This is a genomic window from Desertivirga arenae, assembly GCF_017355785.1.
GTDB classification, from domain to species: domain Bacteria; phylum Bacteroidota; class Bacteroidia; order Sphingobacteriales; family Sphingobacteriaceae; genus Desertivirga; species Desertivirga arenae.
In genome coordinates this window covers 32,114-56,830 of record NZ_JAFEWE010000011.1, presented here as the reverse complement: position 1 = coordinate 56,830, position 24,717 = coordinate 32,114, and the positions used below count along the sequence as shown (strand labels likewise).

At 42.6% G+C, this 24,717-nt stretch carries 12 protein-coding genes; 11 read left to right on the top strand and 1 reads right to left on the bottom strand.

Features of this window, described 5'->3' with window-relative positions:
• The first annotated feature begins 10 nt into the window (after positions 1–10).
• The gene (locus J4N24_RS18965; RefSeq protein WP_207535306.1) at positions 11–2,314 is read left to right on the top strand and encodes a glycosyl hydrolase family 95 catalytic domain-containing protein; all 2,304 of its coding nucleotides are present in this window, start codon (positions 11–13) and stop codon (positions 2,312–2,314) included.
• Here the strand turns inward: J4N24_RS18965 and J4N24_RS18960 are convergent.
• Positions 2,311–2,460 (bottom strand): hypothetical protein, encoded by a 150-nt coding sequence (locus tag J4N24_RS18960; protein ID WP_207535305.1) that lies wholly within the window; start codon positions 2,458–2,460, stop codon positions 2,311–2,313. The two genes, J4N24_RS18965 and J4N24_RS18960, sit on opposite strands and share 4 nt — an antisense overlap.
• Before the next feature lie 69 nt (positions 2,461–2,529).
• Between J4N24_RS18960 and J4N24_RS18955 the strand changes: the two genes are divergently transcribed.
• The 10 genes from J4N24_RS18955 to J4N24_RS18910 all read left to right on the top strand — a co-directional run bounded on the left by J4N24_RS18955 (position 2,530) and on the right by J4N24_RS18910 (position 24,714).
• Positions 2,530–4,170, top strand: coding sequence for a DUF4955 domain-containing protein (locus tag J4N24_RS18955; RefSeq protein ID WP_207535304.1), 1,641 nt, complete (start codon positions 2,530–2,532; stop codon positions 4,168–4,170).
• Positions 4,171–4,411: 241 nt separating this feature from the next.
• On the top strand, positions 4,412–6,838 hold the full coding sequence (locus J4N24_RS18950) for a glycoside hydrolase family 3 N-terminal domain-containing protein (protein WP_207535303.1): 2,427 nt from the start codon (positions 4,412–4,414) through the stop codon (positions 6,836–6,838).
• Between the two features lie 499 nt (positions 6,839–7,337).
• A complete protein-coding gene (locus J4N24_RS18945) occupies positions 7,338–10,493 on the top strand; it encodes a SusC/RagA family TonB-linked outer membrane protein (RefSeq protein WP_207535302.1) in 3,156 nt (1,051 codons plus the stop codon).
• A gap of 6 nt (positions 10,494–10,499) precedes the next feature.
• The gene (locus J4N24_RS18940) at positions 10,500–12,002 is read left to right on the top strand and encodes a RagB/SusD family nutrient uptake outer membrane protein (protein ID WP_207535301.1); all 1,503 of its coding nucleotides are present in this window, start codon (positions 10,500–10,502) and stop codon (positions 12,000–12,002) included.
• Positions 12,003–12,009: 7 nt separating this feature from the next.
• Positions 12,010–12,732, top strand: a complete 723-nt coding sequence (locus tag J4N24_RS18935) for a fasciclin domain-containing protein (RefSeq protein WP_207535300.1) — start codon at positions 12,010–12,012, stop codon at positions 12,730–12,732.
• A 90-nt stretch (positions 12,733–12,822) separates the two neighbouring features.
• Positions 12,823–14,466, top strand: coding sequence for a hypothetical protein (locus J4N24_RS18930; protein WP_207535299.1), 1,644 nt, complete (start codon positions 12,823–12,825; stop codon positions 14,464–14,466).
• A 127-nt stretch (positions 14,467–14,593) separates the two neighbouring features.
• Positions 14,594–17,050, top strand: coding sequence for a glycoside hydrolase family 2 TIM barrel-domain containing protein (locus tag J4N24_RS18925; protein ID WP_207535298.1), 2,457 nt, complete (start codon positions 14,594–14,596; stop codon positions 17,048–17,050).
• 3 nt (positions 17,051–17,053) lie between these two features.
• On the top strand, positions 17,054–19,624 hold the full coding sequence (locus J4N24_RS18920) for a glycoside hydrolase family 95 protein (RefSeq protein WP_207535297.1): 2,571 nt from the start codon (positions 17,054–17,056) through the stop codon (positions 19,622–19,624).
• 463 nt (positions 19,625–20,087) lie between these two features.
• The gene (locus J4N24_RS18915) at positions 20,088–23,243 is read left to right on the top strand and encodes a SusC/RagA family TonB-linked outer membrane protein (RefSeq protein ID WP_207535296.1); all 3,156 of its coding nucleotides are present in this window, start codon (positions 20,088–20,090) and stop codon (positions 23,241–23,243) included.
• A 4-nt stretch (positions 23,244–23,247) separates the two neighbouring features.
• On the top strand, positions 23,248–24,714 hold the full coding sequence (locus J4N24_RS18910) for a RagB/SusD family nutrient uptake outer membrane protein (protein WP_207535295.1): 1,467 nt from the start codon (positions 23,248–23,250) through the stop codon (positions 24,712–24,714).
• The last annotated feature ends 3 nt before the right edge of the window (positions 24,715–24,717 follow it).

The window sequence follows — 24,717 nt, the reverse complement described above, 5'->3', positions numbered from 1 at the left end:
ACCAATTGCTATGTATCCTAAAATTAAATTGATCCTTCTGCTGCTCATTTTGCTAATGTGCAAAAGATTGCCGGCACAACCCATTTATGCAGGTCGTTATAAAGCTGTCTTTACTTCTCCCCCTAAAAAAGTTCCTACATCAAAAACTCCTGATGCTCCACTGGCTGGTAACGGAGATATCGGTCTAACCCTTGGAGGGACACCAGACCGCTTGCGTTTTTATCTTGGGAAAAACGACTTCTGGAGAGCTTATCCTGTTTATCCCGGTGGGGGTATTGCCTTTCCTGGCGGTCTTGATATAAACATAGTCGAGTTGAAGGGTGCGGCGTATCATGTTGAACAAATCATTGACAAGGCATACATATCAGGTGAATTTACGAAAGGTGATTTGGTCGTCAGTCTCAACTCCTGGGTTTCTGCTACATCAAACACTGTAGTAGCAGAAATATCTTCTAATAAAACCTGCCATTTGAGTTTTAAACTCTGGCCAGCCATTGGAAATACCTCAGTTAGCAAATCGGGTACTGTTACTAACGTTTATTGGGCCACTCGTTCCTTCGAGAATACCCCTCTTCTCGAATGGCCGTCACACGTAGCCATAGCAATGAAAGTTCTAGGGATTCAAGCTTCAAAATCTCAAACTCTAACTATTAGTCCTGGCAGGAAACTGATTTTTGCTTTAAGTATGTTGAGTAATCAGGATAGTAGAGATTGGAAAGAGGAGGCGATCAGGGATGTGCAGGCATTTACTCCTGCATCTATTCAGGCGACGAAAGTTAAACATCAAAAGTGGTGGGCAGACTTTTGGAATAAATCTGAAATTCAAATTCCAGATACATTCCTTGAAAAATATTACTACGCCTCTCAATATCTCTTTGCATGCAGTTCACGGCCCCGAAAATTTGCTCCTGGTATATGGGGACCCTTTATTACTCAGGATTCTACAGCATGGGGAGGAGACTATCATCTTAATTATAATTATCAGGCACCTTACTGGGCTTCCTATTCATCGAATCATATCGAACTCACAGAGAACTTTGATCAGCCATTGCTCGATTATATGGAGAAGGGAAGGTTGCACGCTAAAGAGCTGTTGAATCAAAAAGGGATTTATTATCCGGTCGGTATTGGACCGAAAGGACTTGTAACAACACGCTGGCCGCTAACTCCGGAAGAGATGCTTAAGAGATATGCTACTACCGAAAATACGATTGACGGCGGATACAAATTCCTTGGGCAAAAAATTAACGCTGTTTTTAGTGTGGGAAATATGATGATGCGGTTTTACAGTACCTACGATAAAGATTATGCGAATACGGTTTACCCTTATCTGCAAGAATGCGCCAACTTCTGGGAGGAATACCTGAAGTTTGAAAACGACCGCTACGTTATCTATATGGACCACTTCAATGAAGAGATGCCAAATTTGAGAAATAAGGGGCAGTGGAAAGACCGGCTTGGGGATTTCAACTCGAGCCTTTCTCTGGGACTAGTTAAAATGTTATTTAAGGGAATTCTTGACGTAAGTGACTATCTGAAGGTTGATTTAAACCGGCGTGAAAAGTGGCAGCATATAGTCGATCATCTGAGTAAATTCCCTGTCGGCACGGCAGATGGCAGGTTGTCGCTAAAAAGTGTAGAAAGAAATGCCTCCTCTGATAACCCAACGGCAGTAGGGTTATCACGCGTTTCTATGCATGGACTGATCCTGCCAGGCGGAGTGGTGGGACCTAAAACAGAGCCCGAGCTAAATAAAATATTGCTTAGCGATATTTCTCACTGGAAAGACCAGGTTAGCGCACCGGGCGACTGGGGGCACACGCTAGGAAATGGGATAGAAACTTGCTACCCAGGAGCTGTGAGGGTTGGATATGGCCCGGATGTGATTTTAAAGAATCTGAAAGAACGGATTGCAGCTCAGTCTTTGCCGAATTTATGGATCACCCAGGGAGGAGGAGGGATCGAGACTTTGGCAGCTGTACCTCTCACTATCAACGAAATGTTGATGCAAAGCTACGAAGGCGTACTTCGGATATTTCCTAACTGGAATAGAAGTAAGGATGCAAGCTTCCAAACGTTGCGTGCTTATGGTGCTTTTCTAGTTAGCAGTGCTTTGGAAAAAGGGAAGGTCAGGGATGTCAGAATCTTAAGCGAAAAAGGGAGACCGTGTGTAATAGAAAATCCCTGGAAAGGGAAAACTGTGCATTTAAAACGAAACGGGCAGACTGCCGAACAGCTTAAAGGAGAGCTTCTTAATATTAAAACTGGGGAGAATGAAATGCTGGAATTGCAGGAGTTACAAGTGGAAAATTAAAACTGGTGTGTTTTTGTCATCCAGCCAGCAAGAGGGATCTTAACGCTCCCTTCTGCAACACACGCTAGTTCTTCTTGTGCTTGAGCGAAAATGGTCCGCGACGGACCCTTCTCCCGCCAATCCGACTGAATAAAATGACGATCCATCACAGTAATGGTAGCTGGAAAATTCCTTCATTGCACTAATCAATTATTGTAGACTTAGATTGTTAGTTTATGAGAGGGATTTTAATCTCCGGCTTGTTAATAATCGTATTTGTTTTTCAATTGGAGGCACTACAACCAGCAGCTTTCGATATAACAAAGTTTGGAGCTGTAGGCAATGGAACGACTCTAAATACAGAAGCGATACAAAAAGCAGTAGCCTCCCATGCGCAGGAAGTTCCACCTTTATGGAAGGATTTCGTGGAAGCGAAAAAAAGCGGAAAAACACCAGTGCTACCAGATTTCTCCTATGCTGGCTATCACTTTTCTGAAAAAGCTATCCCGGATGTTTCAAATCGAAAATATTTTAAGGTAACCGATTTCGGGGCGATTCCAAACGATGAAGGGTTTGATGATGCCGCCATACAGAAAGCGGTAGACGCTGCAGAAAAAAATTCAGGAGGAGGAGTAGTGTTTTTCCCTGCAGGAAGATATAAGATTGCTGCAGATACCAACAATAAAAAACAGATCCGGATTTCTAAAAGTAATATTGTTTTAAAAGGAAGTGGAAGTGGCGCCGGTGGTACGGAAATCTTTCAGGCTACTATGCGTATAAACGGGCGCCAGTTTATGTTTGCACCAGAAAATGATCGTCTTGAAAAGCTTACCAGCATTACTCAAAATGCTTCTCGTGAAAGTTTCACGGTTGCCGTTGCTGATGCTTCTAAACTACAGGTTGGGCAGGATGTGGTTGTGCATCACCGAAGCGAAGAATACACTCGTAAGTACTTTGCTCCCTTAGAGCTTAAGTCCGTGTGGACGCGCCTTTTGGGGCCGGCGGGAGGAATGCAGATCAACGAAATACATACAATAGCCAGGATCGAAGGAAATAAAGTAACTTTTAAAAATCCTCTTCACCAGGATGTGATCATGGTTAAAGGATATGATTGGGACATTCAAACGAGAAGTTTCCTCGAAGAATGCGGAATTGAAGACATATTGTTCACTAGTAACTGGAAAGCCTTCCCGGAAGAATTCCTTCATCATAAAAATGCAGTTCACGATTATGCATATGAGGCTATAGGAATGGAGTTTATAAAAAATAGTTGGGTAAGAAATTGTGAGTTTCATGATTGGAATGAAGGTATCATGATCAGAGCTGGTTATCAGGTAAGCGTAAATAATACACATTTCAGAGGAAAGAAAGGTCATGCTTCAATACACGCCAGAACCGGTTATGGTGTATTGATCAAAAACTGCACCTTTAACGGGGCTCAGCATCATGGAGCGGGAACAGGTTACGGGGCTTCAGGAACAGTTGTTACGCAGTGTTCTTTAGGGGTAGACCAGAACTTCGACATTCACTCCGGTCAGCCTTATGCTACTCTTTATGATAACATCGATGGGGGTGTATTTTACAATTTAGGAGGGCCGGAGCCAGGGCATCCACATCACGGAAAACAGCTGGTGCTATGGAATTTCTATCACAAATCAGCAAAGCCGCAGCATTATAATTTTTGGGATATGAACAGAAGAAGGAACTACACTATTGCTTCACCAATATTAGTTGGTTTTCAGTCTGATAACGAAGTGACCTTTGAGAACTCTGGAATTCACCAGATGCAGGGTGCTACGGTAAATCCTAAATCTTTGTTCGAAGCTCAGTTAAGTCTGAGATTGACTGGGAAGAATGTTTCCATCGGAAAGAATTAGTAGCCTCAGGTGAGTATTTAAGGCCAGCTACAAAGGGTAACTGGGTATTACACTTTGTCATCTCGAATATAGGAAAGGCATTAAGGAGCTCATTCTAGAAGACATGTTCATGGCCCTTCTGAGTTAGGGATGACAAAAATGGATGAGCTAATTCTACAGATAAAATTGCCAATTAAAGCCTATACTAATCATCAAGAGATTTTGGATATTGCGCCATAACTAATTAAACCTGGTTTCATCCATGCTTACATTTTCAAAAAGCACACTTATTCTTTTTTCGTTTGTCAGCTTTTCTGCATCATCTCAAATCGCTCAAGCGCAGAAATCCCGAAAAAACATTTACCACGTTAATTGGATAGATTTCAACAAGAATGGAAGAAAAGATATTTACGAAGATCCCACGCAACCGCTTGAAAAACGGGTAAATGATCTTCTGTCGCAAATGAATGTCGACGAGAAAACCGCGCAGACTGCTACCTTGTACGGATACGGCAGGGTTCTTAAAGATGAAATGCCCACACCAGCCTGGAAAACCTCCATTTGGAAAGATGGAATTGCTAATATAGATGAAGAATTAAACAGCGTTCCAAATAATAAGAAGGCCGTCACATCTTATTCTTTCCCATTCAGTAAACATGCTTCGGCAATCAATACGGTACAGAAGTGGTTTATTGAAGAGACCCGTCTAGGTATTCCTGTAGATTTTACTAACGAGGGCATTCACGGTCTTTGCCATGAAAAAGCCACACCCTTGTGCGCTCCCATTGGTATCGGAAGCACATGGAATAAAAATCTGGTTAATCAGGCCGGACATATGGTAGGTCGCGAAGCCAGAGTGTTGGGTTATACCAATGTTTATGCTCCAATTCTTGATCCTGCCCGCGACCCACGCTGGGGAAGGGTGGTTGAATGTTATGGAGAAGATCCCTTTCTAATTGCAGAACTGGGAAAACAAATGGTACAGGGGATTCAAAGCGAAGGAGTTGCATCTACGCTTAAGCACTATGCTGTTTACAGTGTACCTAAAGGAGGAAGAGATGGAAATGCTCGTACTGATCCGCACGTAGCACCGAGGGAAATGCATCAATTGTATTTGTATCCCTTCAAGCGGGTGGTTAAAGAAGCAAAGCCAATGGGGATAATGAGCAGTTATAACGATTGGGATGGAATTCCGGTAACTGGAAGTCATTATTTTCTTACTGAACTTCTTCGACAGCAATTCGGCTTTGACGGCTACATTGTGTCTGATAGTGAAGCTGTAGAATTTATAGCCTCAAAACATCATGTAGCAGACGATTTTAAAGGGGCCATTGAACAGGCAATAAACGCCGGATTAAACGTCTGGACTAATTTTCGGGAACCTCAGGTATTTCTTAATCCTCTACGCGAATTGGTAAAGGAAGGTAAAGTTTCAATGCAAACACTCGATCAAAGGGTGAGGGAGGTGCTGACAGTAAAATTCAGGCTCGGATTGTTTGATCGTCCTTTAGCTCAGGATATTAAGACTGCAGATAAACTAGTTCACACCAGTGCAGACGAAGCGTTCGCTCTTCAGCTAAACCGGGAATCACTTGTATTATTAAAAAACAAGGAGAACTTCCTTCCCCTTAATAAGAACCGGGCAAAGAAAATTCTTGTTACAGGGCCACTGGCAGACGAGGTAAGCTTTACAGTAAGTCGCTACGGACCAGGAAATAACCCTTCTCTTTCTGTTTATAAAGCATTGAAAGCTTATCAGGGGCAGGCGTTGAAGTTTGAATACGCTAAAGGCTGCGATATTATCAATGAGGGCTGGCCGGGAACTGAACTTGTTAGTGCTCCTCTTTCAGAGACAGAAAAGGCAGGTATAGCAGAGTCCGTAGAAAAGGCAAAAGAGTCAGACGTGATCATTGCAGTACTGGGAGAGGATGAAAAGCGCGTTGGAGAAAGCTTATCGCGTACCAGCCTGGATCTGCCTGGTCGCCAGGAACAACTTTTACAAGCACTAAAAGCAACAGGTAAACCTGTTATTGTTATCCTGATCAATGGTCGTCCTCTAACGATTAATTGGGCAGATCAAAATGCAGAGGCAATCCTTGAGGCATGGTTTCCGGGACCAATGGGAGCTAAAGCGATAGCAGAAGCTGTATTTGGCGACTATAATCCAGGAGGAAAATTACCTGTAACTTTTCCTAAAACAACCGGTCAGCTGGAATATAATTTCCCTTTCAAACCAGGGTCTCATGCAAACCAGCCCTCCTCAGGCAACAACGGTTATGGCAAAACAAGCATAAATGGGGCTTTGTATCCCTTTGGGTTCGGTCTTAGTTATACAACCTTTCAGTATAAAAACCTGAAGCTTTCCCACAAAAGCCAGTCGGCAGAAGGACAAATAAAAGTTTCCTTAGACCTGACTAATACCGGTAGCAGAACCGGAGATGAGGTAGTCCAGCTGTATATAAAAGATAAATTGAGCAGCGTAATTGTTTACGATTCTCAACTGAGAGGATTTGAGAGAATAAAATTAAATCCTGGTGAAACCAAGACAGTAACATTTACCATTTTGCCAGAGCATCTAGAGCTGTTGGATAGAAATATGAAACCGGTTGTAGAGCCAGGCGAGTTTGAAGTTTTAATAGGAAGCTCATCTGAAGATATACGTCTGAAAGAGACTTTCACAATAGAATAATAGGACTTTTTAGGGATCCTAAAGCGCTTTCTTTAGGATCTCTCTTCTTTAGGATCTCTCCTCGCGTCGAGATGACAAAATGCTCAGCTATTTTCATCCTGCCCGTTCCCAGTGTCATCCTTTTATTCCCCTTGCCATCCCGCTTTTTCCTCTTGTCATCCCGAGGATAGGAGGGATCTTAATTCACTTTATCTGTCATAGACCCTATTCCTTTCAATTCAATCATTTATTCATAAACAGCACAGGATACTCAATTATTGATGCCAAAATTGTTGAATAATACGCCAAACGGTTGAAATAAACACGTGCTATTAATTCGTCAATTGCATTAACCAATTAACACTCAATATTCAACCAGAAATTATATGACATGAAAAGATATTAAGAAGACAAGGCATTCATTCTGCAGATCATGGTGCAGATTCATCTGATCAATAAGTGATAAACCAATTCAAATAAAGGCTTAATATGAGTAAGCCGAAAAAACTAACAAAACATTATGATTAAAGATTGTACTAAAGTTTTTTCATTCTTTGTCCGGGGGGATGGATTAATTGCAGGGAAGCTAAGGCTCTTTATGCTCCTGTTTGCCGTAAATTTTATTGTTACGGAAGCATTTTCACAAGCAATAAAAGTGAGCGGAACAGTAACCGATGTCAAAGGTGAGCCACTGCCCGGAGTAAGTGTACGAGTAAAAGGGGCAAGTACCGGAGTATCTACGAATACTCAGGGGAAGTTCACCATAAATGTACCAGGATCAGGTGCCGTCCTCTCCTTTACCTTTATAGGGTTTGAGGCCCGTGAAGTAACGGTAGGTTCACAAACTACTATCAATGTTTCCTTAAAGGAAAGCTCTTCAGTACTTAATGAAGTAGTGGTAAATACCGGATATGGTGGTACAGCAAAGAAGAGAGATCTTACTGGTCCTATAAGTACTATTGGCGAAAAACAAATAACAGAGAGACAGCCAGTAACAATATTTGATGCTCTGCAAGGTCAGGCTGCGGGTGTTCAGGTAAATAATGATAATGGAGATCCATTTGGTCAGGGTACGATTCAGATACGTGGAGCATCCTCCCTTAATTCTGGAAATGGACCTTTATATGTTATAGACGGTCTGATCACACAAGATGCTTCTTTTGTAAATCCGAACGACATTGCAAGCTTTGAGATACTTAAAGACGCTTCAACTGCTGCAATATATGGAGCACGAGGAGCAAACGGTGTTATTTTAATAACAACAAAGAGGGGAAAGGAAGGTCGTCCTATTGTACAGGTGAATTATTCGAATGTCTTTGGAGAGCTATCTCACAAGGTGCGTACAACTTCCGCAGACGAGCTTAGGTATTTCCGGAGGATGAGGAACGGAGGAGATGGTTTTGGAGGTAACGTGGATTCTGTAAACCCTTATCTGAATGCTGATAATGATTTTCAGGATCTTCTTTTCAGGAAAGGAAACAGGAAGGTCATGAACATTAACATCAGCGGAGCCAGTAAAGGTGTAAGCTATTACGGCGGCGTAAATTACACTGATGACGAGTCGATTGTAATTAACAGCTGGATGAAGCGTCTCCAGGCAAAGGTTAACGTAGATTACCAGGCAACTCCTAAGTTGAAAATTAGTAATAACCTTGCTTTCAGCTGGCAAACAGGAAACCAGATACCAGTAGGAAATAGCGCAAAGCAGGTTTTTGAACGAAATCCCTGGACCAGTATCTATCGACCCGACGGTAGTCTGGCTAGTTATGTTGAGTCAAAAAGAAATCCGCTGGCTTTCGCTTTATTAAATGAAGATGTGGATAACGATTACACTGTTCAGTTCAATACCAGAGCCGAGTATAATCTTGCAAAGCCACTTAAATTAACCACACTCTTCAATGCAAGACTTGATAATGCTACAAATAAATCATTCACTCCCTCGTCGCTAACCAGTGGGGGCACCGGCGATGCAAGAGGGAGTAATTCTTTCGACAAGAATTTTTATTGGGAATTTCAGTCTTTCCTGAATTACGATAAGCAGTTTGCCAAACATCATAACGTCACAGGTTTACTTGCCTTCACAGCTGATAGGTTCAAGAATGATGGCTATAATATTTCCATGTATCGTTATGTCAGCGAAGCAATCAATACATCTAACGCTGGCTTGATCGATCTTACAGCTACAGGAACAAGTGCTGCAGCATACTCAGATGCCTCTGTCTTTGGACGTCTGGGATATAACTATAAAAGCCGGTATATCCTGCAAGGAACCATCCGCAGAGACGGATCTTCAAAGTTTGGTGAAAACAACAAATGGGGTACTTTTCTATCGGCTTCTGCCGCATGGAGATTATCAGACGAAGCCTTTATGAAATGGTCAAAACCATTATTAAATGATGCAAAGCTAAGATTTGGGGTCGGACAAGCAGGTAATGATGCTATCGGTAATTACTCTTCCTATACGCTTATTAATTTTGGAGAAGAGTACTATAATGGGAATAGTTCTGCTGCCGAGTCATCAACTCTTGGTAATGATGCCATCCAATGGGAAACAACTACTTCAAAAAATCTGGGGCTTGATCTTCAATTCCTGAAAGGTAGAGTGAATTTTGTAGCTGATTACTATACTAAAACCACTTCAGACTTACTTTACCGGCAGGAAATTCCTAAAGAAACAGGGAAGTCTACAACAACAATCAATCTGGGTTCAGTGGTGAACAAGGGTTTGGAATTCACTCTTGGTGGTACCCCTGTTGCTAAAAAGAACTTTAACTGGGAAGTTAGTGCGAATATATCTTTCCAGCGCGGAAAAGTTAAAGAGTTAGCTAATGGTACGCCCTTTATCAGCGGAAATATTTGGAGAATTGAAGAGGGTGGAAAGATTGGAGACATGTTTATGTGGAAGAACCTTGGGGTATACCAGTATGATGTATCAAATGCTTATAGTGCTGATGGATCACGCTTAACTCCTGTAAATGTAGTGGTGTCACCGGACGGTATGTCGGTAACAGGCTTTGATGGTTACACTCTTAATGGTCAGCCATATAACGGAACAGTATTTCAGAAAAAGAGAAATGGTGTAGTATTGCAGGGAGGTGATACTGAATGGTACGACGCTAACAACGACGGAATAATTGACGATAACGACAAGGTGATAGTTGGTAACGGTATACCGAACTACTATTTCGGAATAAGTAACAATATCAGGTATAAAAATTTCTCTTTAAGTTTCCTGTTCAACGGACAGGTGGGCAATGAAATATACAACAAAGTTCGAAACGACCAGAACGCTGGTTCATCAACTTATACGCCACCCATATGGGACGCTGCAACAACTGCATGGTCTAAGCAAGGTGACCTTTCAAAGTATCCTTACTGGCCAAGAAGGAATGACAGGCAAAGCATTATGACGGGATACAACAGCCTTTATATAGAGGACGGTACCTTTATTCGCTTAACTAGTGCAAGATTAACCTATACCCTTAATTCAAAAGTTGCAAGCAGTCTTAAACTAAAAGGGGTAAGCGTCTACACTTATGGCCAGAATCTTTTAACCTGGACAAATTACAGTTGGTACGACCCTGAATTTAGTTCAAGCGGACTAAACATCGGCCAGGATGGTGGTAAATATCCTAAAAGAAGAGAGATCGGTTTCGGGGTTAACGTAAATTTTTAAGCAGCTATGAAAAAGATATTAGCAGGTATATTAGTCACTGTTGTTTCATTAACAGCATGTAAGGAGTTTTTAACAGAAGAGCCCCTTTCCCAGGTTTCTTCAAGCGCATACTTTAAATCGGGAAAAGATATAACCGCTGGTCTTGCTGGTGTTTATAGCTCGTTCCAGGAAGTAATGACTGGCGACGGAGAAGGATTCTCCGGCATGTATCATTATTGGGGAGAAGGAAGGTCAGATAATTTTGATCGCTCTCAGTATCCTAATAGCACTATTACAGAACTGGCGATCAATACGCTGACTTCCGGAAATGGAAGTGCTAACTGGAATAATCTTTATCGTACTATCGCTCGAGCCAATCTGATGATCAGCAGAGTCCCAAACGTTCGCGATTATGATCCGAATGTTACTGCAGCTACTGTTAATAGTACGCTCGCCCAATGTTATGCAATTCGAGCCTTATGTTACTTCTATATAGTAAGGATATGGGGTGATGCTCCAATAAGGACAGAGCCATATGAAAGTCTTGCTCAGAGCGGCGAGGTTCCAAGAGACCCAAAGGAAAAGATCTTTACGGATGTTATAATCCCCGATCTGACGAAGGCCTATGATCTAATCCCTAAAAATCAGACTCCTGTAGTTTGGAATATTGGGGAAGCTGCAATTGCTTCTATTTTAGGTGATGTCTATATGTGGAGAAAGGACCATTCGAACGCGAAGTTGTGGTTAGAAAAGGTTTTTGTTGCCAAAGGGCCAAAAGGTACTGTACATGGAACTTCCGGGGCAACCCTTGAGCCTCAGGTTACCTGGAAAAATTTGTTCACCAGCCCAAGCACTACCAATGAATCTATCTGGAGTATTCATTGGGATTATACAACAAATGGGTGTGCTTGCATTCCTGTATCAGTGGGAAGGAGCAATAATCCTATAAGGGTAGATTCTATAATTCACGCAGACTGGAAGAAGAATAAAGCAGATACCAGAGTAACAAAAACTATCGACACACTTGAGGGAGTTGGCCATATAGATAAGATTTTGAAGTATTATCCTGTTAATTCTCTTGGTAGTAATGCAAGCATAAATGAAGCATATCCTGTGTATCTGATAATGTACCGCCTGGCGGATGTTTATTTGCTTTATGCAGAGGTACTTAATGCAACGGGAGATAAGGCGAATGCCATTAAATTTCTTAATTATTCAAGGGTGAGAGCGGGATTACCTGCTATTACGGCTACCAGTCCTGAAGCATCATCTCCACAGAACCTCGAAAACGCAATTCTTACAGAGCGCCGTTACGAGCTTTTTGCCGAGGGAAAGCGCTGGTTTGACATTGTTAGAACCGATAAGGTCAAGGAGATCATGGATCCAATCATTAATTATCGTATTCAAAGGCTTACCGGCCAGCCTAGTACTGCTGGTTTTGGTAACGATATGAACAAAATTCTTTGGCCAATTCACCGGAGTCTTCTCGAGGACAATAAAAAACTTATTCAAAACCCATCCTATAACTAATAGAAATATGAAAGCTATTAAAATTAGAATAGTATACCTATTCTTCCTGACCGTTCTTTGGGGTTTATCGGGCTGCACATTGTTCGGCCTGGATCTGCAGGAAGATTATGATAGAACACCTCATACGCTTGATCCGAAGTTAAATAGAACAGCATGGCAATATTTGAAAGACAGGGCTACTGGTACCAGTTCAGATAATCTTATCTTCAGTAGGATGTTGGAAGGAATTCGATATGCCGAAATTGACAGTAACGAGTATAAAAAGCCAGGAAGAACATACATTTTTCTTCATAACGATGCCATAAGCCGTGGATCTACTCCTCCAAATGATAGTTTCTTCGGTGCCAATTTGGTGAACGGAAAGGCTGCAACAAACTGGAACAGCTACTCAAAAGAATTCGTTAGGCGTTATTTCGAGTATCTGATCATTGAGGGAGAATACAGCCACTATACGCTTCCTCCCATTCAATCGGTTACAGTAAAGACTCTTGCCCCTGCAGGATCCTTATCGGCTCTGCCTACAGGAGTTACTCGTCACTCAAGCTCAGCGTTTAGTCCGAATCCTGAATCACAAATGACACTTCAGGTTTTAAATAGTTCCCCTTCAAACACTTCTGACTATCCGGTCCAGCTTAACGGAGTGCGAAATGTTAGAACCAGCAGTCTGCTTGCAACTAACGGTGTAGTTCATGTGATAGATCGTTTTTTAACAACTACAGTCCCTCAATAGACCTGATATCTACACTTATTAGCAACACATCTAACATTATTCCTAGCCAGGATCAGGCCTTCCTGCCTGGCTATTTATCATTATGCAACTATGGCAAAAGGATTAAAAAGTTTGAAAGTTCTATCTCTTACATTCCTGGTATTAATCGCATGTAAAAAGAAGGAACAAGTTGAAGTTGGCGATGAACCCACCCCAGAAGAACCAATAGAAGATAACAGCTCTCTGGTTTACCTATCTACCCAAGGCAAACTCATCTATAATAGGTATGCTAACGAAGGTGAGACTAATAAGGATAACCGCGTGCCGGATTTTTCAGGCGCGGGATATTCAGGTGGGGGTGTTGCTTTACCAGAGGTAAGTGTGAAGAAAACCATCTCGCCCATTGCAGGTGACAATAGGATAAACATACAGAATGCGATCAATGAGGTGGCAGAACTTCCACCAGACGTGAATGGTTACCGGGGAGCTGTCCTGCTTAAGGCAGGGGTTTATGATGTTGAAGGGGCTCTTCAGATTACTAAAAGCGGAATAGTGATCAGGGGGGAAGGACAAGGAAGTACGGGGTCCATTATCAGGGCAACAAAGAGAGCACAACATTCTCTTATCGAAATAAAAGGAACGGGAAGTGGAACGGGAGAAATTACAGGAACAAGAAAGAAAATCACGACCGGCTATGTTCCAACTGGTAGTAATACATTCGATATTGAAAATGCGGAAGGGATAATTGCAGGCGATGAAATTGCGGTGTATCGTGTTCCCAACAAACAGTGGGTAGATGATATACAAATGTCTCAGTACGGTTGGACTGCTGATGGATATGATATAGCCTATGAACGAAAAGTTCTTTCAGTAAGCGCTAATACCATAACTCTTGATGCCCCCGTTGTAGACCCTCTTCAAACAAAGTATGGTGGAGGCTACATTTTCAAAACCAATATTTCAGGCAGGGTCAACAATTGTGGAGTTGAAAATTTGCGACTTACCTCTGTTTATGTTAATGATGATGATGAAAAACACGGGTGGGTGGCGGTCGAATTAATACGCGCCGAAAATTGCTGGGTTAAACAAGTAACAGCTCTTTACTTCGGTTATGCCTGTGTATCAATTAGCGATCAAAGCATTTATAATACTGTTGAAGAATGCGCAATGTTAGACCCCAAGTCGGAAACTACAGGTGGAAGAAAATATTCCTTTAACCTCGAGGCTGGTGCATCTTTTAACCTTTTTCAACGTTGCTTCACACGTGGCGGCCGACACGATTTTGTAACTGGTTCAAGAGTTCCCGGACCCAATGTGTTCCTTGATTCGTATGCAACGGATACATATGCAGATATAGGACCTCACCATCGCTGGGCGACAGGTTTGTTGTTTGATAATATTTATGGCGGGGAAATCAGGACACAGAATCGTAAAGATATGGGTTCTGGTCACGGATGGGCCGGAGCGCAGTCGATGTTCTGGAATTGTAAGTCATATAAGAACGATATAAAGGTGGAAAGCCCTAAGGGCGCCAGGAACTGGGGAATTGGCTGTACTGGTTTAGCCAGGAATGGCAATGGTTATTGGGAAAGCTGGGGCGTTAACGTTAACCCGAGAAGCCTTTATTTAGCTCAGTTAAAAGAAAGAATGGGCGAGGTAGCCGTCAATAAGGTGACAACAGAGGCACAGAGAAAAGGGAACATTTTTAATTTATTAAAGAACTGGGCAGGAGAGGGGAAACTACCTTCACAGTGATTAATCGCCTTTCTGATATCTTTTATTCATTCGGTTACTGCGGTAATGTTTTACAAAAAAGGGTCCTCTGCAACGGTAAGACTAATGATGGTCAAGGGCAGGAGAGGATGCAACAAGAAAAGCAAAAGTGAAACGATTTATTCTATTATTTTTTACTATAACCCTAATTGCGCAGCAAGTTTCTGCTCAAAAGGCAACAAGACTAATTAATAACTGGGAATTCCTCAGACAGGATCTGGGAGGTATATGGGAAGCTGTACGTTCGGTCGGAAAAGGAAACCCCGAAAGTGTGCCTTTATGGCAAAAAGTAACCCTGCCGCATTGTGTAAATGCAACTGATGGGGTTGATCCGGATGTGAATTATTACCAGGGACCCTCCTGGTATCGCACCCAGATCAAAGTAGAAAACCCTTATAAGAACGGAAGGATAATTCTACATTTTGAAGGTGCCGGTCAAAAAACAGAAGTTTATGTTCATACCACAAAAGTAGCTTCTCATGTTGGTGGCTACGACGAATGGACAGCGGATATTACCCAAGCTGTAGAAGCTTTTAAGAAAACAGACCTATTTCAGAAGCAGTTCAAGGGGCAAATTCCTGTTTCTATTCGCACCGATAATTCCCGCGACCTGGAAATGATCCCTTCAGATCTTTCCGATTTTAATGTTTATGGGGGACTTTATCGTTATGTTAACCTGGTTTATACCCCCGCGCTTTCTATCGATAAAGTTTTTGCTTTCGCAGAAGTTGATAAAGCTGGGAAAGCCGGGACCTTAAGCGTAAAAGCGAGGTTGTATAATCCGGAAAATATATCTAAAGCGGATGCTGAAATAAAATTGATCGATCCAAAGGGAAAGGTGATTCATCGTACAAAGATACCGCTTAACACATTAAACGGCGACCTTAGTCTTGCGCGTTTCAGTGTTAAAAGTCCCGCTCTTTGGTCTCCTGCCCAACCACCTTTATACACGGTTGAAGTAAGCATAAAAACCGCACAAGGAGATTGTAAACAAACTGAACAAGTAGGCTTCCGGAACTTTGAGTTTATAGAAAAAGGGCCGTTTATGCTTAACGGGAAACGCCTTTTATTAAGAGGAACGCATCGTCACGAAGACCATGCAGGTGTTGCAGCAGCTATGACTGAAGATGAAATCCGCACTGAGATGAAGATGATGAAAGAAATGGGCGTCAATTTCATCCGCCTAGGGCATTACCAGCAGTCCCGTATTGTCTTAAATCTTTGTGATAGCCTTGGAATCCTTGTATGGGAGGAAATTCCCTGGTGCCGTGGAGGCTTGGGTGGAGACGTCTATAAAGCCCAGGCACGCAACATGCTAACGAACATGATCGAGCAGCATTATAACCATCCATCTGTTATTATATGGGGCTTAGGAAATGAAAATGATTGGCCTGGAGATTTTGCGGAGTTCGACAAAGAGAAGATCAGGGTCTTCATGAAGGAGCTTAATGATCTCTCACACCGCTTGGATGCTTCCCGTAAAACCGCAATCCGCCGCTGCGACTTCTGCAGTGATATTGTGGATGTTTACTCTCCATCTATTTGGGCCGGTTGGTATCGCGGGATCTACACGGAATACCAGCAGGTGACCGAAGAGGAGTTTAAAAAAGTAAAGCATTTCCTTCATGTGGAGTGGGGCGGTGATAGCCATGCTGGCCGTCATTCTGAAAGTCCGGATAAAGCCTTATCGCAAGTGAAAAGGGCAGGAGCCGCCGATGAACGGCCAGGTGATGCTTCCTTATTCGGAGGTAGTGCCCGTGTTTCTAAAGACGGCGACTGGAGCGAATCCTATATCTGTAATCTTGTGGACTGGCACCTGAAAGAACAGGAAACGATGCCTTGGCTTACTGGTACCGCACAATGGCCTTTTAAAGATTTTTCAACTCCCGTCCGTCCGGATAACCCTGTCCCTTACATGAACCAAAAAGGTGTTGTTGAACGGGATTTTACAAAGAAAGAAGTTTTTTATGTGTATCAATCCTATTGGACAGATAAACTAATGGTACATATCTATGGTCATTCCTGGCCCGTTAGATGGGGTGATGCCGGGGAGGAAAAAATGGTTAAGGTATATTCCAATTGTGATGAAGCAGAGCTTTTCCTTAATGGCAAAAGTTATGGGATAAAAAAACGTAATAGTCAGGATTTCCCCTCAGCTGGACTTCGCTGGACCCTTGTCTTTAATGCAGGTGCTAATAACATAAAGGTTGTTGCTAAAAAAGGAAAACTTAAAGTTGAAGATGCGATAAATTTCCAATATCAGACGCAGAAATGGACTAAGCCAGCTAGAATGACTTTAACCAAAGTTGCTGAGGAAAAGGGGATTCAAACTGTTGAGGTAAAATTATTCGATAATAATAATGTACAATGTCTTGACGCAGCTAACTGGGCCCGGTTCTCTCTCGCAGGCGACGGCGAACTAATCGATAATCAGGGAACTTCTTCCGGGTCAAGATATGTGCAGATGTATAACGGTCGCGCAATCGTCAAAGTAAAAACGAATGGTGGTAATAGTACGGTAGCTGTGAGGTCCGAAGGTATTCCATCTGTCTTTTTAAATCTGTAAAACATGCACCTAATTTTTAAATATAAAGCGCTTATTCTATTTGCGTTGTCTACTGGTCTGGCTTTCGGACAGGGTAATAGTGATCCAGACCTGAAGTTATGGTACAGCAAGCCTGCTTCTGCATGGGAAGAAGCCTTGCCTTTGGGAAATGGCAAGACTGGGGCAATGGTGTTTGGAAGAGTAAACCGTGAGCGCTTTCAACTGAATGATAATACGCTTTGGTCTGGTTATCCCAATTCTGGAAATAATCCAGATGGACCTGAAATATTACCTAAGGTCCGGCAGGCAGTGTTTGAGGGAGATTACATTAAAGCTGCTACCCTTTGGAAAAAGATGCAGGGCCCCTATTCCGCCCGCTATTTGCCTTTAGGCGATCTTGCCATAAATTTCACATTAAAGGATTCTACAGCGTTATCTTACTATCGTGATCTTAATCTTAATAATGCAGTGTCGACTGTAAGATATAAGGTGAATGGAGTAAATTACGTTCGCGAAACCTTCATTAGTCATCCTGATAAGGTAATGATGGTAAGGATCACATCGGATAAGAAAGGCGCAATTAATTTTACGGCTGATCTTCTAAGTAAACTCCATTACCAAACTTCAGCAGTAGCCAATGATTATCTTGTTCTAAAAGGGAAGGCTCCTAAGCACGTGGCTAACCGCGAATACGAACCCGGACAAGTAGTTTATGATGAAAGTCCGAACGGAGAAGGCATGACCTTCCAGATCCATGCGAAGGTTAGTACAGAGGGAGGAAGCTCCTCCATTTCCGGAAATAGTATTTCCGTTAAAAATGCTAATGCTGTAACGATCTATCTTACCGAAGCAACCAGTTTTAATGGTTTTGATAGATCGCCGGGTTTTGAAGGAAAAGATCCGGCTATAGAAGCTAAAGCGAATATGGAAGACGCGCTTCGTAAATCATTCGACCAGATTAAACAAACCCATATAGCCGATTATTCAGCTTTATTTAACCGTGTCCAATTTAGTTTAGGATCTGGTTCTGCCCCTGCTAAACTTCCTATGGATGAGAGACTGAAAGCTTTCAAAAGTCGCGGTGGCGATAAAGGTTTGCAGGTTTTATACTATCAGTTCGGACGCTACCTGATGATCTCAAGCTCGCGACTGGGATCAAGACCAACAAATCTTCAGGGAATCTGGAACGACGCTGTTCAACCGCCCTGGGGAAGTAATTATACCACCAACATCAATACCGAGATGAACTACTGGCTCGCCGAAAATGCCAATCTTTCCGAACTGCATCAGCCTTTATTCGATTTCATGAAAGAGCTGGCTATTAACGGAGCAAAAACCGCTAAAACTAACTACAATATTTCAGAAGGATGGGTTGTACATCATAACTCAGATCTATGGGCTAAAACTTCACCTCCGGGAGGATATGACTGGGATCCGAAAGGGGTGCCAAGATGGTCGGCATGGCCAATGGCAGGAGCATGGCTTGGTACCCACGTGTGGGAGCATTACCAGTTCACGGGTGATAAGGAATTTCTCAGGAAGGATGGTTACCCTTTGATGAAAGGTGCTGCTCAATTCATGCTTAATTGGTTAATTGAGGATCCAGAAAGCAAGTTTCTGGTAACGAATCCATCAACCTCTCCTGAAAATACCATTAAGATTAAAGGTAAAGAATATCAGCTTAGTATGGCAACAACAATGGATATGGCCATTATTCGCGAATTATTTAATGCCTGCATTAATTCTACAAAAGTCCTTGGAATTGATACGGATTTCCGGGCAAGACTGGAAGCTGCGAATGCAAAGCTCTATCCATACCATATTGGGCAATACGGGCAAATCCAGGAATGGTATAAAGACTGGGACGACCCTAAAGATGCTCATCGCCATATTTCCCACCTGTTTGGCCTCTATCCTGGTAATCAGATATCTGTTTACAAAACTCCTGAACTGGCGGCTGCAGCAAAGCAATCTCTCATTCATCGGGGGGATGTGAGTACAGGTTGGTCAATGGCTTGGAAAATGAACTGGTGGGCAAGATTGAAGGATGGGAATCATGCTTACAAGATCCTCGAATCTGCCTTCAATTATATTAACCCGCTAGAAAAACGCGAACAAATGAGTGGCGGAGGAACTTATCCGAACTTATTTGATGCTCATCCACCGTTCCAGATCGATGGGAATTTCGGAGGAACCGCTGGTATTACTGAGATGCTGTTACAAAGTCACGAAGGCGAGATGCATTTGCTTCCTGCATTGCCTGATGTTTGGGATACTGGTTTTATCAGAGGGATCCGGGCTCGTGGTGATTTTCGTGTGGATCTTGATTGGAAAGCTAATAAATTAACGAAGGCCCTGATCTACTCCGGCACAGGTGGAAATTGCAGATTGAGAACTGATTCTGCTGTAAAAGTTAGGGCTGTAAATTCAAAAACGGCGAATGGACCAAATTCCAATCCTCTGATTTTTACTCCGGAGAAACTGAATTACGAAAAGTCATCTCAGGCAAAACTGCCAGAGCTAAATGTGAAAGATACTTATATAATTGATTTCCCTACAGAAAAAGGAAAGTCTTACATCATCGAACCATTATAGAAATATAAAATAGAACAATGTACCATGAAGACAAATAAAACTTACTTCCCAGATCTCTCCTAAGGTCGAGATGACAAAGCGATAGCGAGAGAATTCTCCTCTTGTCATTCCGACGATAGAAGGAATCTTAAGGCACTTTACATAACAAGCTTCTATGATCTCTCCTAAGGTCGAGATGACAAACGAAAGTGAGAGAATTCTCCTCTTGTCATTCCGACGTTAGGAGGAATCCTAATGCGCATTACAATTCAGGCTTTGAATATGAAAAATAGCATTTAGCAACAGGAAGGAGGTAAACGGTAAAGCATACTAACCATTAATCAACCAGACAATCAATCTATTAAAAGAAATTAATAGCCAATACCCGCATTTGGGATATTGACTATCATTCGTGTAAAAGTGCTGTTCGTTTCTCAGGCGGGACAGCATTTTACCTTTTGTTTTAATTAAAAAACTAACAAATATGTTATTAAAGTTCATAAACCAGGGTAGTCTCAACAGAAAAATTACACTGTTTGTGGCTGCAAGTATTCTGTCTTCGAGCCAGCTTGCCATGGCGAATACTAAAAGGGAGCGGGTTTCATCCGAAAGAAAACTTGCCGATATAATTATTAAAGGGAAAGTCAGTGATACTCAGGGAGCATTACCTGGGGTAGCCGTAAAAGTTGAAGGCACTAATATTGCTGCTACAACAAGTGCTGATGGCAGTTATACCATAAAAGCTCCGGATAATGCTGTACTCGTTTTTTCCTTTATAGGCTATGTTACTCAACGGGTTCCTGTAAATAAACGGAATACAATAAATGTAGTGCTGGAAGGGGAATCCAAGGCCCTGCAGGAGGTAGTAGTAGTGGGTTATGGAACACAAAAGAAGGTAAATCTTACAGGTGCGGTAAGTGCTGTATCTGGAAATGAACTGACAACACGCAATGCCCCCAATACAACATCCCTGCTTCAGGGAAGGATGCCCGGCGTTCAAATAACCCAAAATTCAGGGCAGCCAGGTGCCGAGGGCGCGAATATTCAAATCAGGGGACTGGGTAGTTTTAGTAAGGCGGGAAATGATCCTTTGATCCTAATAGATGGGGTTGAAGGAAACTTAAACAACCTTAACCCCAATATGATCGAAAGCATTTCGGTACTTAAAGATGCTGCCTCTGCTTCTATCTACGGCTCCAGGGCTGCTAATGGGGTTATCCTGGTAACCACTAAAACCGGTAAAAGCGGTCGCTTAAATATCGACTATAATTTGAACCTCAGCAGTCAGACCCCTACCTCAGTCTATGACCGGGTAACCAACTCTGTTCAGTTTATGGAACTGCTGAACAAGGCAATAGATCATACAGGTACCTCAACAGAACAAAGGTATACCGCAGCTGAAATTGAACTTTATAAGAATCCTTCAGAGCAGTATCCAAGCTACGACTGGATGGACGCGGTTTTTCGCAGTGCTCCAATGCAACAGCACTTTTTAAGTGTCAATGGGGGCAAAGAGGGTACTACATACAACTTTGGTTTAGGTTACCTGGACCAGGAAGGCGTTTTGATCGCAACGGATTATAAGCGCTACGATGCCCAGTTTAACCTGAAAACCAACCTTGGTTCGAAGGTGACTTTCGGTACCAATATCTCTTTTTCGAGCGGAAACAGGCATGAAACAGCACTAAACAATAATTTTGATGGGAACTCTACAGAAGATCAGATTTTAAGTGCCCTCGCTGCACACCCTACCTTTAAACCGAAATTACCTGATGGAAGCGGGCGTTATGCATCCAAAGCATTATTGAAGGAAGGAGGAAATAAAAATCCTGTTGCTTTAGCAGAGAACGGAGGAAGGGATTTGAAGAATTATTACAGTCTCGCTTCTGCTTATCTGAATGTTGATATTCTACCAGGTTTAAAAGGTGAGGTAAGAGGTGGTTTAAAGTATAACAGCCGAAATACAAACGTTCATGTTATAGGTATTCCAACAAACCTTTACGTCCCCGATGCGAATGGAGTTTATCCTACTTCGCCCGCGTTCAATGGAACAGTAGGTGAAAATAACCTCACTTCAAGAAGGGATCAGGATATCCAGCTTACCTATTTCGCCAATCTGAATTATAACAGAACGTTTAACAAGGCTCACAATTTTTCAGCTTTATTGGGAGTCAGTCAGGAAACTTTCCGGTATGAACGACTGCAGGGATTCAGACGTAATGCTCCCACAAATGATCTCACAGAGATTGGTATATTTTCACCAGGTGGTCAAACGGCCGATGGTTTTGCTTATGAATGGGCACTGCAGTCTTTGTTTGGCCGGGCCAATTACAATTATAAGGAGAAGTATCTTTTTGAAACGAACTTTCGCTATGATGGCTCTTCCCGGTTTCCAAGCGGTAACAAATGGGGCTTTTTCCCATCAGCATCCGCAGGTTGGAGAATGTCTGAAGAATCATTCCTGAAACCAGTAAAGTGGCTTGATAACCTGAAGTTCCGTGCATCCTGGGGCCAAACTGGTAACCAGAATGTAAACCGGGATATTTTAGGCGAGTCGATGCCTTATCCGTACCAGCAAGTGCTGAATCCATACTTGTATAATATTGATGGTTCGTTGCAGCAAGGCGTTACTCTTAGCGATTTGAACAACCAGAATATTAAATGGGAAACGTCAACGGTTACTGATTTCGGTCTTGATTTCGGCCTGTTCAAGTCGAAGTTATTCGGATCCGTAGATTGGTATAGCCGTACTACTACAGATATTCTGAGAGAGTTGCAGGTGCCTGGATTTATAGGAGTGGCCGGGCCTACAGTAAACCGCGGGGAAATGAAAAATACGGGACTGGAATTCCTATTAGGCCACGAACAGAATCTTAACGGTTTCCACTACCGTGTACAAGCAAACTTCGAAACCTATAAGAATAAAGTAATAAAATACGGAGCAAGAGAGATCGATAACGGGGGCTTGATCAGACAGGAAGGTTTACCTTATAACTCCTACTACATGTATGTGTTCGACGGGATCTACCAAAACCAGGCGGAGATCGATAACGGGCCAACACCTGTTGTAAAGCCGAAACCTGGTGATATGAAATATGCCGACCTCAATAATGACGGAAAGATCACCCCGGATGACAGAACAGTTGTTGGCGGAGCATATCCTAAATTCAATTACGGACTTACCTTTAACGCAGATTACAAAAACTTCGATCTAAGCTTTTTCTTCCAGGGTGTTCAGGGACGTAAAATTTACCTGAGAGAGTGGGGAGTAGCTCCGTTCCGCCAGGCTAGTCCGCCGCCAACCTTCTGGTTAAATGCATGGGATGGAGAAGGAACGTCAAACTCAATTCCTCACATCTTTAATGAGAATTATGCTCCCAATACACAAACATCTACATGGTGGTTAAGGGATGCTTCTTATTTAAGGTTGAAGAACGTTCAGTTGGGATACAATCTTCCTAAGCAGTTAATTAATAAAGCGAGATTTCAGGGATTGAGACTTTATCTTTCCGGAGATAACCTCTTAACATTTACTAAATTCTTCGAAGGAGTGGATCCTGAACGTGCAGCTGCTACCGGTCGTGGAGCAATCTATCCACAAGCCAGGATTTACACATTTGGTATAAAAGCAACCCTTTAAAATTATGCAACGATATATAAAATTGATCTGTTTTGTGATACTGGGCAGCGTAATTGCTTCCTGCAATGATGTGTTGGATAAAGATCCTTTAGCTGCACCAAATCCTAAAAATTACTGGAAAACAGAGGCTGAAGCAAATAGAGCTCTAATTGCCTGTTATGCAAAACTTAAAGAACCTATCTTGTCGAACGGCCCTGGTCAGAGTGGTAATGCTACTTATTGGGAGGCTCTTTCTGATAACGCCATCACTACTTCCAATTATCAGTCATTCGATGTAGTGATGAGAGGCCAGCATAACTCCTCCACGGGAGGAATTGTGAGTTTAAGCTGGACGATCGGCTTTCAGGGGATCGCAGCATGTAATTATTTTCTGGCTAACATAGACAGGGTACCAAACATGACTACCACGGCCAGGAACAGAATGGTTGGTGAAGCCCGTTTCCTCAGAGCTTACTATTATAATGATCTGACTCAGCTTTACGGAGCATTGCCTTTAATTCTTATGCCTGCCGAACTGGGGGGCAATTACATGCAGGTACCGAGATCTCCAAAGACAGAGGTTGTAACACAGATCCTGAATGATGTAGACTCTGCCATTGCTTACCTTCCCAATATCGCTTACACAAACGGACGGGCAGTAAAAGGATCAGCAGTAGTATTGAAAACCAGGGTGCTTTTGAATAATCAACGTTATGCTGAGGCTGCTACAACTGCTTATAGTTTAATCGGTGATCCTGCAAATCCTTTCAGGCTTCATCCAAATTATGCAGGTATTTTCTTTGGAGAACAAGCAAATAATAAGGAGATCATGTTCTCGGTTCAGTTTGATGCGCCTCTGGATTACCATTCCTATGACCAGGTAGTAGGTGGACGTATGTCAGTATTTCCAACAGTAGACCTTCGCAACTCTTATGAACCTGGAGATCCTCGTCGAAAGATGACGATATTTGAAATAGGTGATCCCTGGGCTTATAATCCAAATGGCTTTCGTGCTGCCGGCAGTACAGCTGAAGGTCAAATCCCTTTCACTCAGATGGCATTTAAAAAGGGGGTAGACACAACGGTCAATAATGCTTCCGGAGCAACCTTAAGTGATCAGCATGTAGTAAAGATGCGCTATGCTGATCTGTTATTAATGTATGCTGAAGCGATGTTCGAAAGCAGACAGGGAGCAGATCTCCGTGCTTTGAAAGCTTTAAATGATGTTCGTTCAAGGCCAGGGGTTAATATGCCACCAAAACTGGTTTTAACAAGGGATATTATTCGTAACGAGAGAAGAGTTGAGCTGGCTTTCGAAGGGTTGCGCTACAATGATTTAATCCGGTGGGGAATTGCCCAGCAGGTTATTCCAAACCAGCCATACAATGGGGCCGGAGCCAAACGAACATTCAAATCTTACGTCTTCCCGGTACCTCAAGCGCAGCTGGATATTACGCAGGGCGGCTGGGAACAGAACCAGGACTGGAAGTAGAAC

Coding starts and splice junctions, on each gene's coding strand:
- J4N24_RS18910 (WP_207535295.1), top strand. CDS start 23,248: ATGCAACGATATATAAAATTGATCTGTTTTGTGATACTGGGCAGCGTA.
- J4N24_RS18955 (WP_207535304.1), top strand. CDS start 2,530: ATGAGAGGGATTTTAATCTCCGGCTTGTTAATAATCGTATTTGTTTTT.
- J4N24_RS18940 (WP_207535301.1), top strand. CDS start 10,500: ATGAAAAAGATATTAGCAGGTATATTAGTCACTGTTGTTTCATTAACA.
- J4N24_RS18920 (WP_207535297.1), top strand. CDS start 17,054: ATGCACCTAATTTTTAAATATAAAGCGCTTATTCTATTTGCGTTGTCT.
- J4N24_RS18965 (WP_207535306.1), top strand. CDS start 11: ATGTATCCTAAAATTAAATTGATCCTTCTGCTGCTCATTTTGCTAATG.
- J4N24_RS18915 (WP_207535296.1), top strand. CDS start 20,088: ATGTTATTAAAGTTCATAAACCAGGGTAGTCTCAACAGAAAAATTACA.
- J4N24_RS18935 (WP_207535300.1), top strand. CDS start 12,010: ATGAAAGCTATTAAAATTAGAATAGTATACCTATTCTTCCTGACCGTT.
- J4N24_RS18950 (WP_207535303.1), top strand. CDS start 4,412: ATGCTTACATTTTCAAAAAGCACACTTATTCTTTTTTCGTTTGTCAGC.
- J4N24_RS18960 (WP_207535305.1), bottom strand. CDS start 2,460: ATGGATCGTCATTTTATTCAGTCGGATTGGCGGGAGAAGGGTCCGTCG.
- J4N24_RS18945 (WP_207535302.1), top strand. CDS start 7,338: ATGATTAAAGATTGTACTAAAGTTTTTTCATTCTTTGTCCGGGGGGAT.
- J4N24_RS18930 (WP_207535299.1), top strand. CDS start 12,823: ATGGCAAAAGGATTAAAAAGTTTGAAAGTTCTATCTCTTACATTCCTG.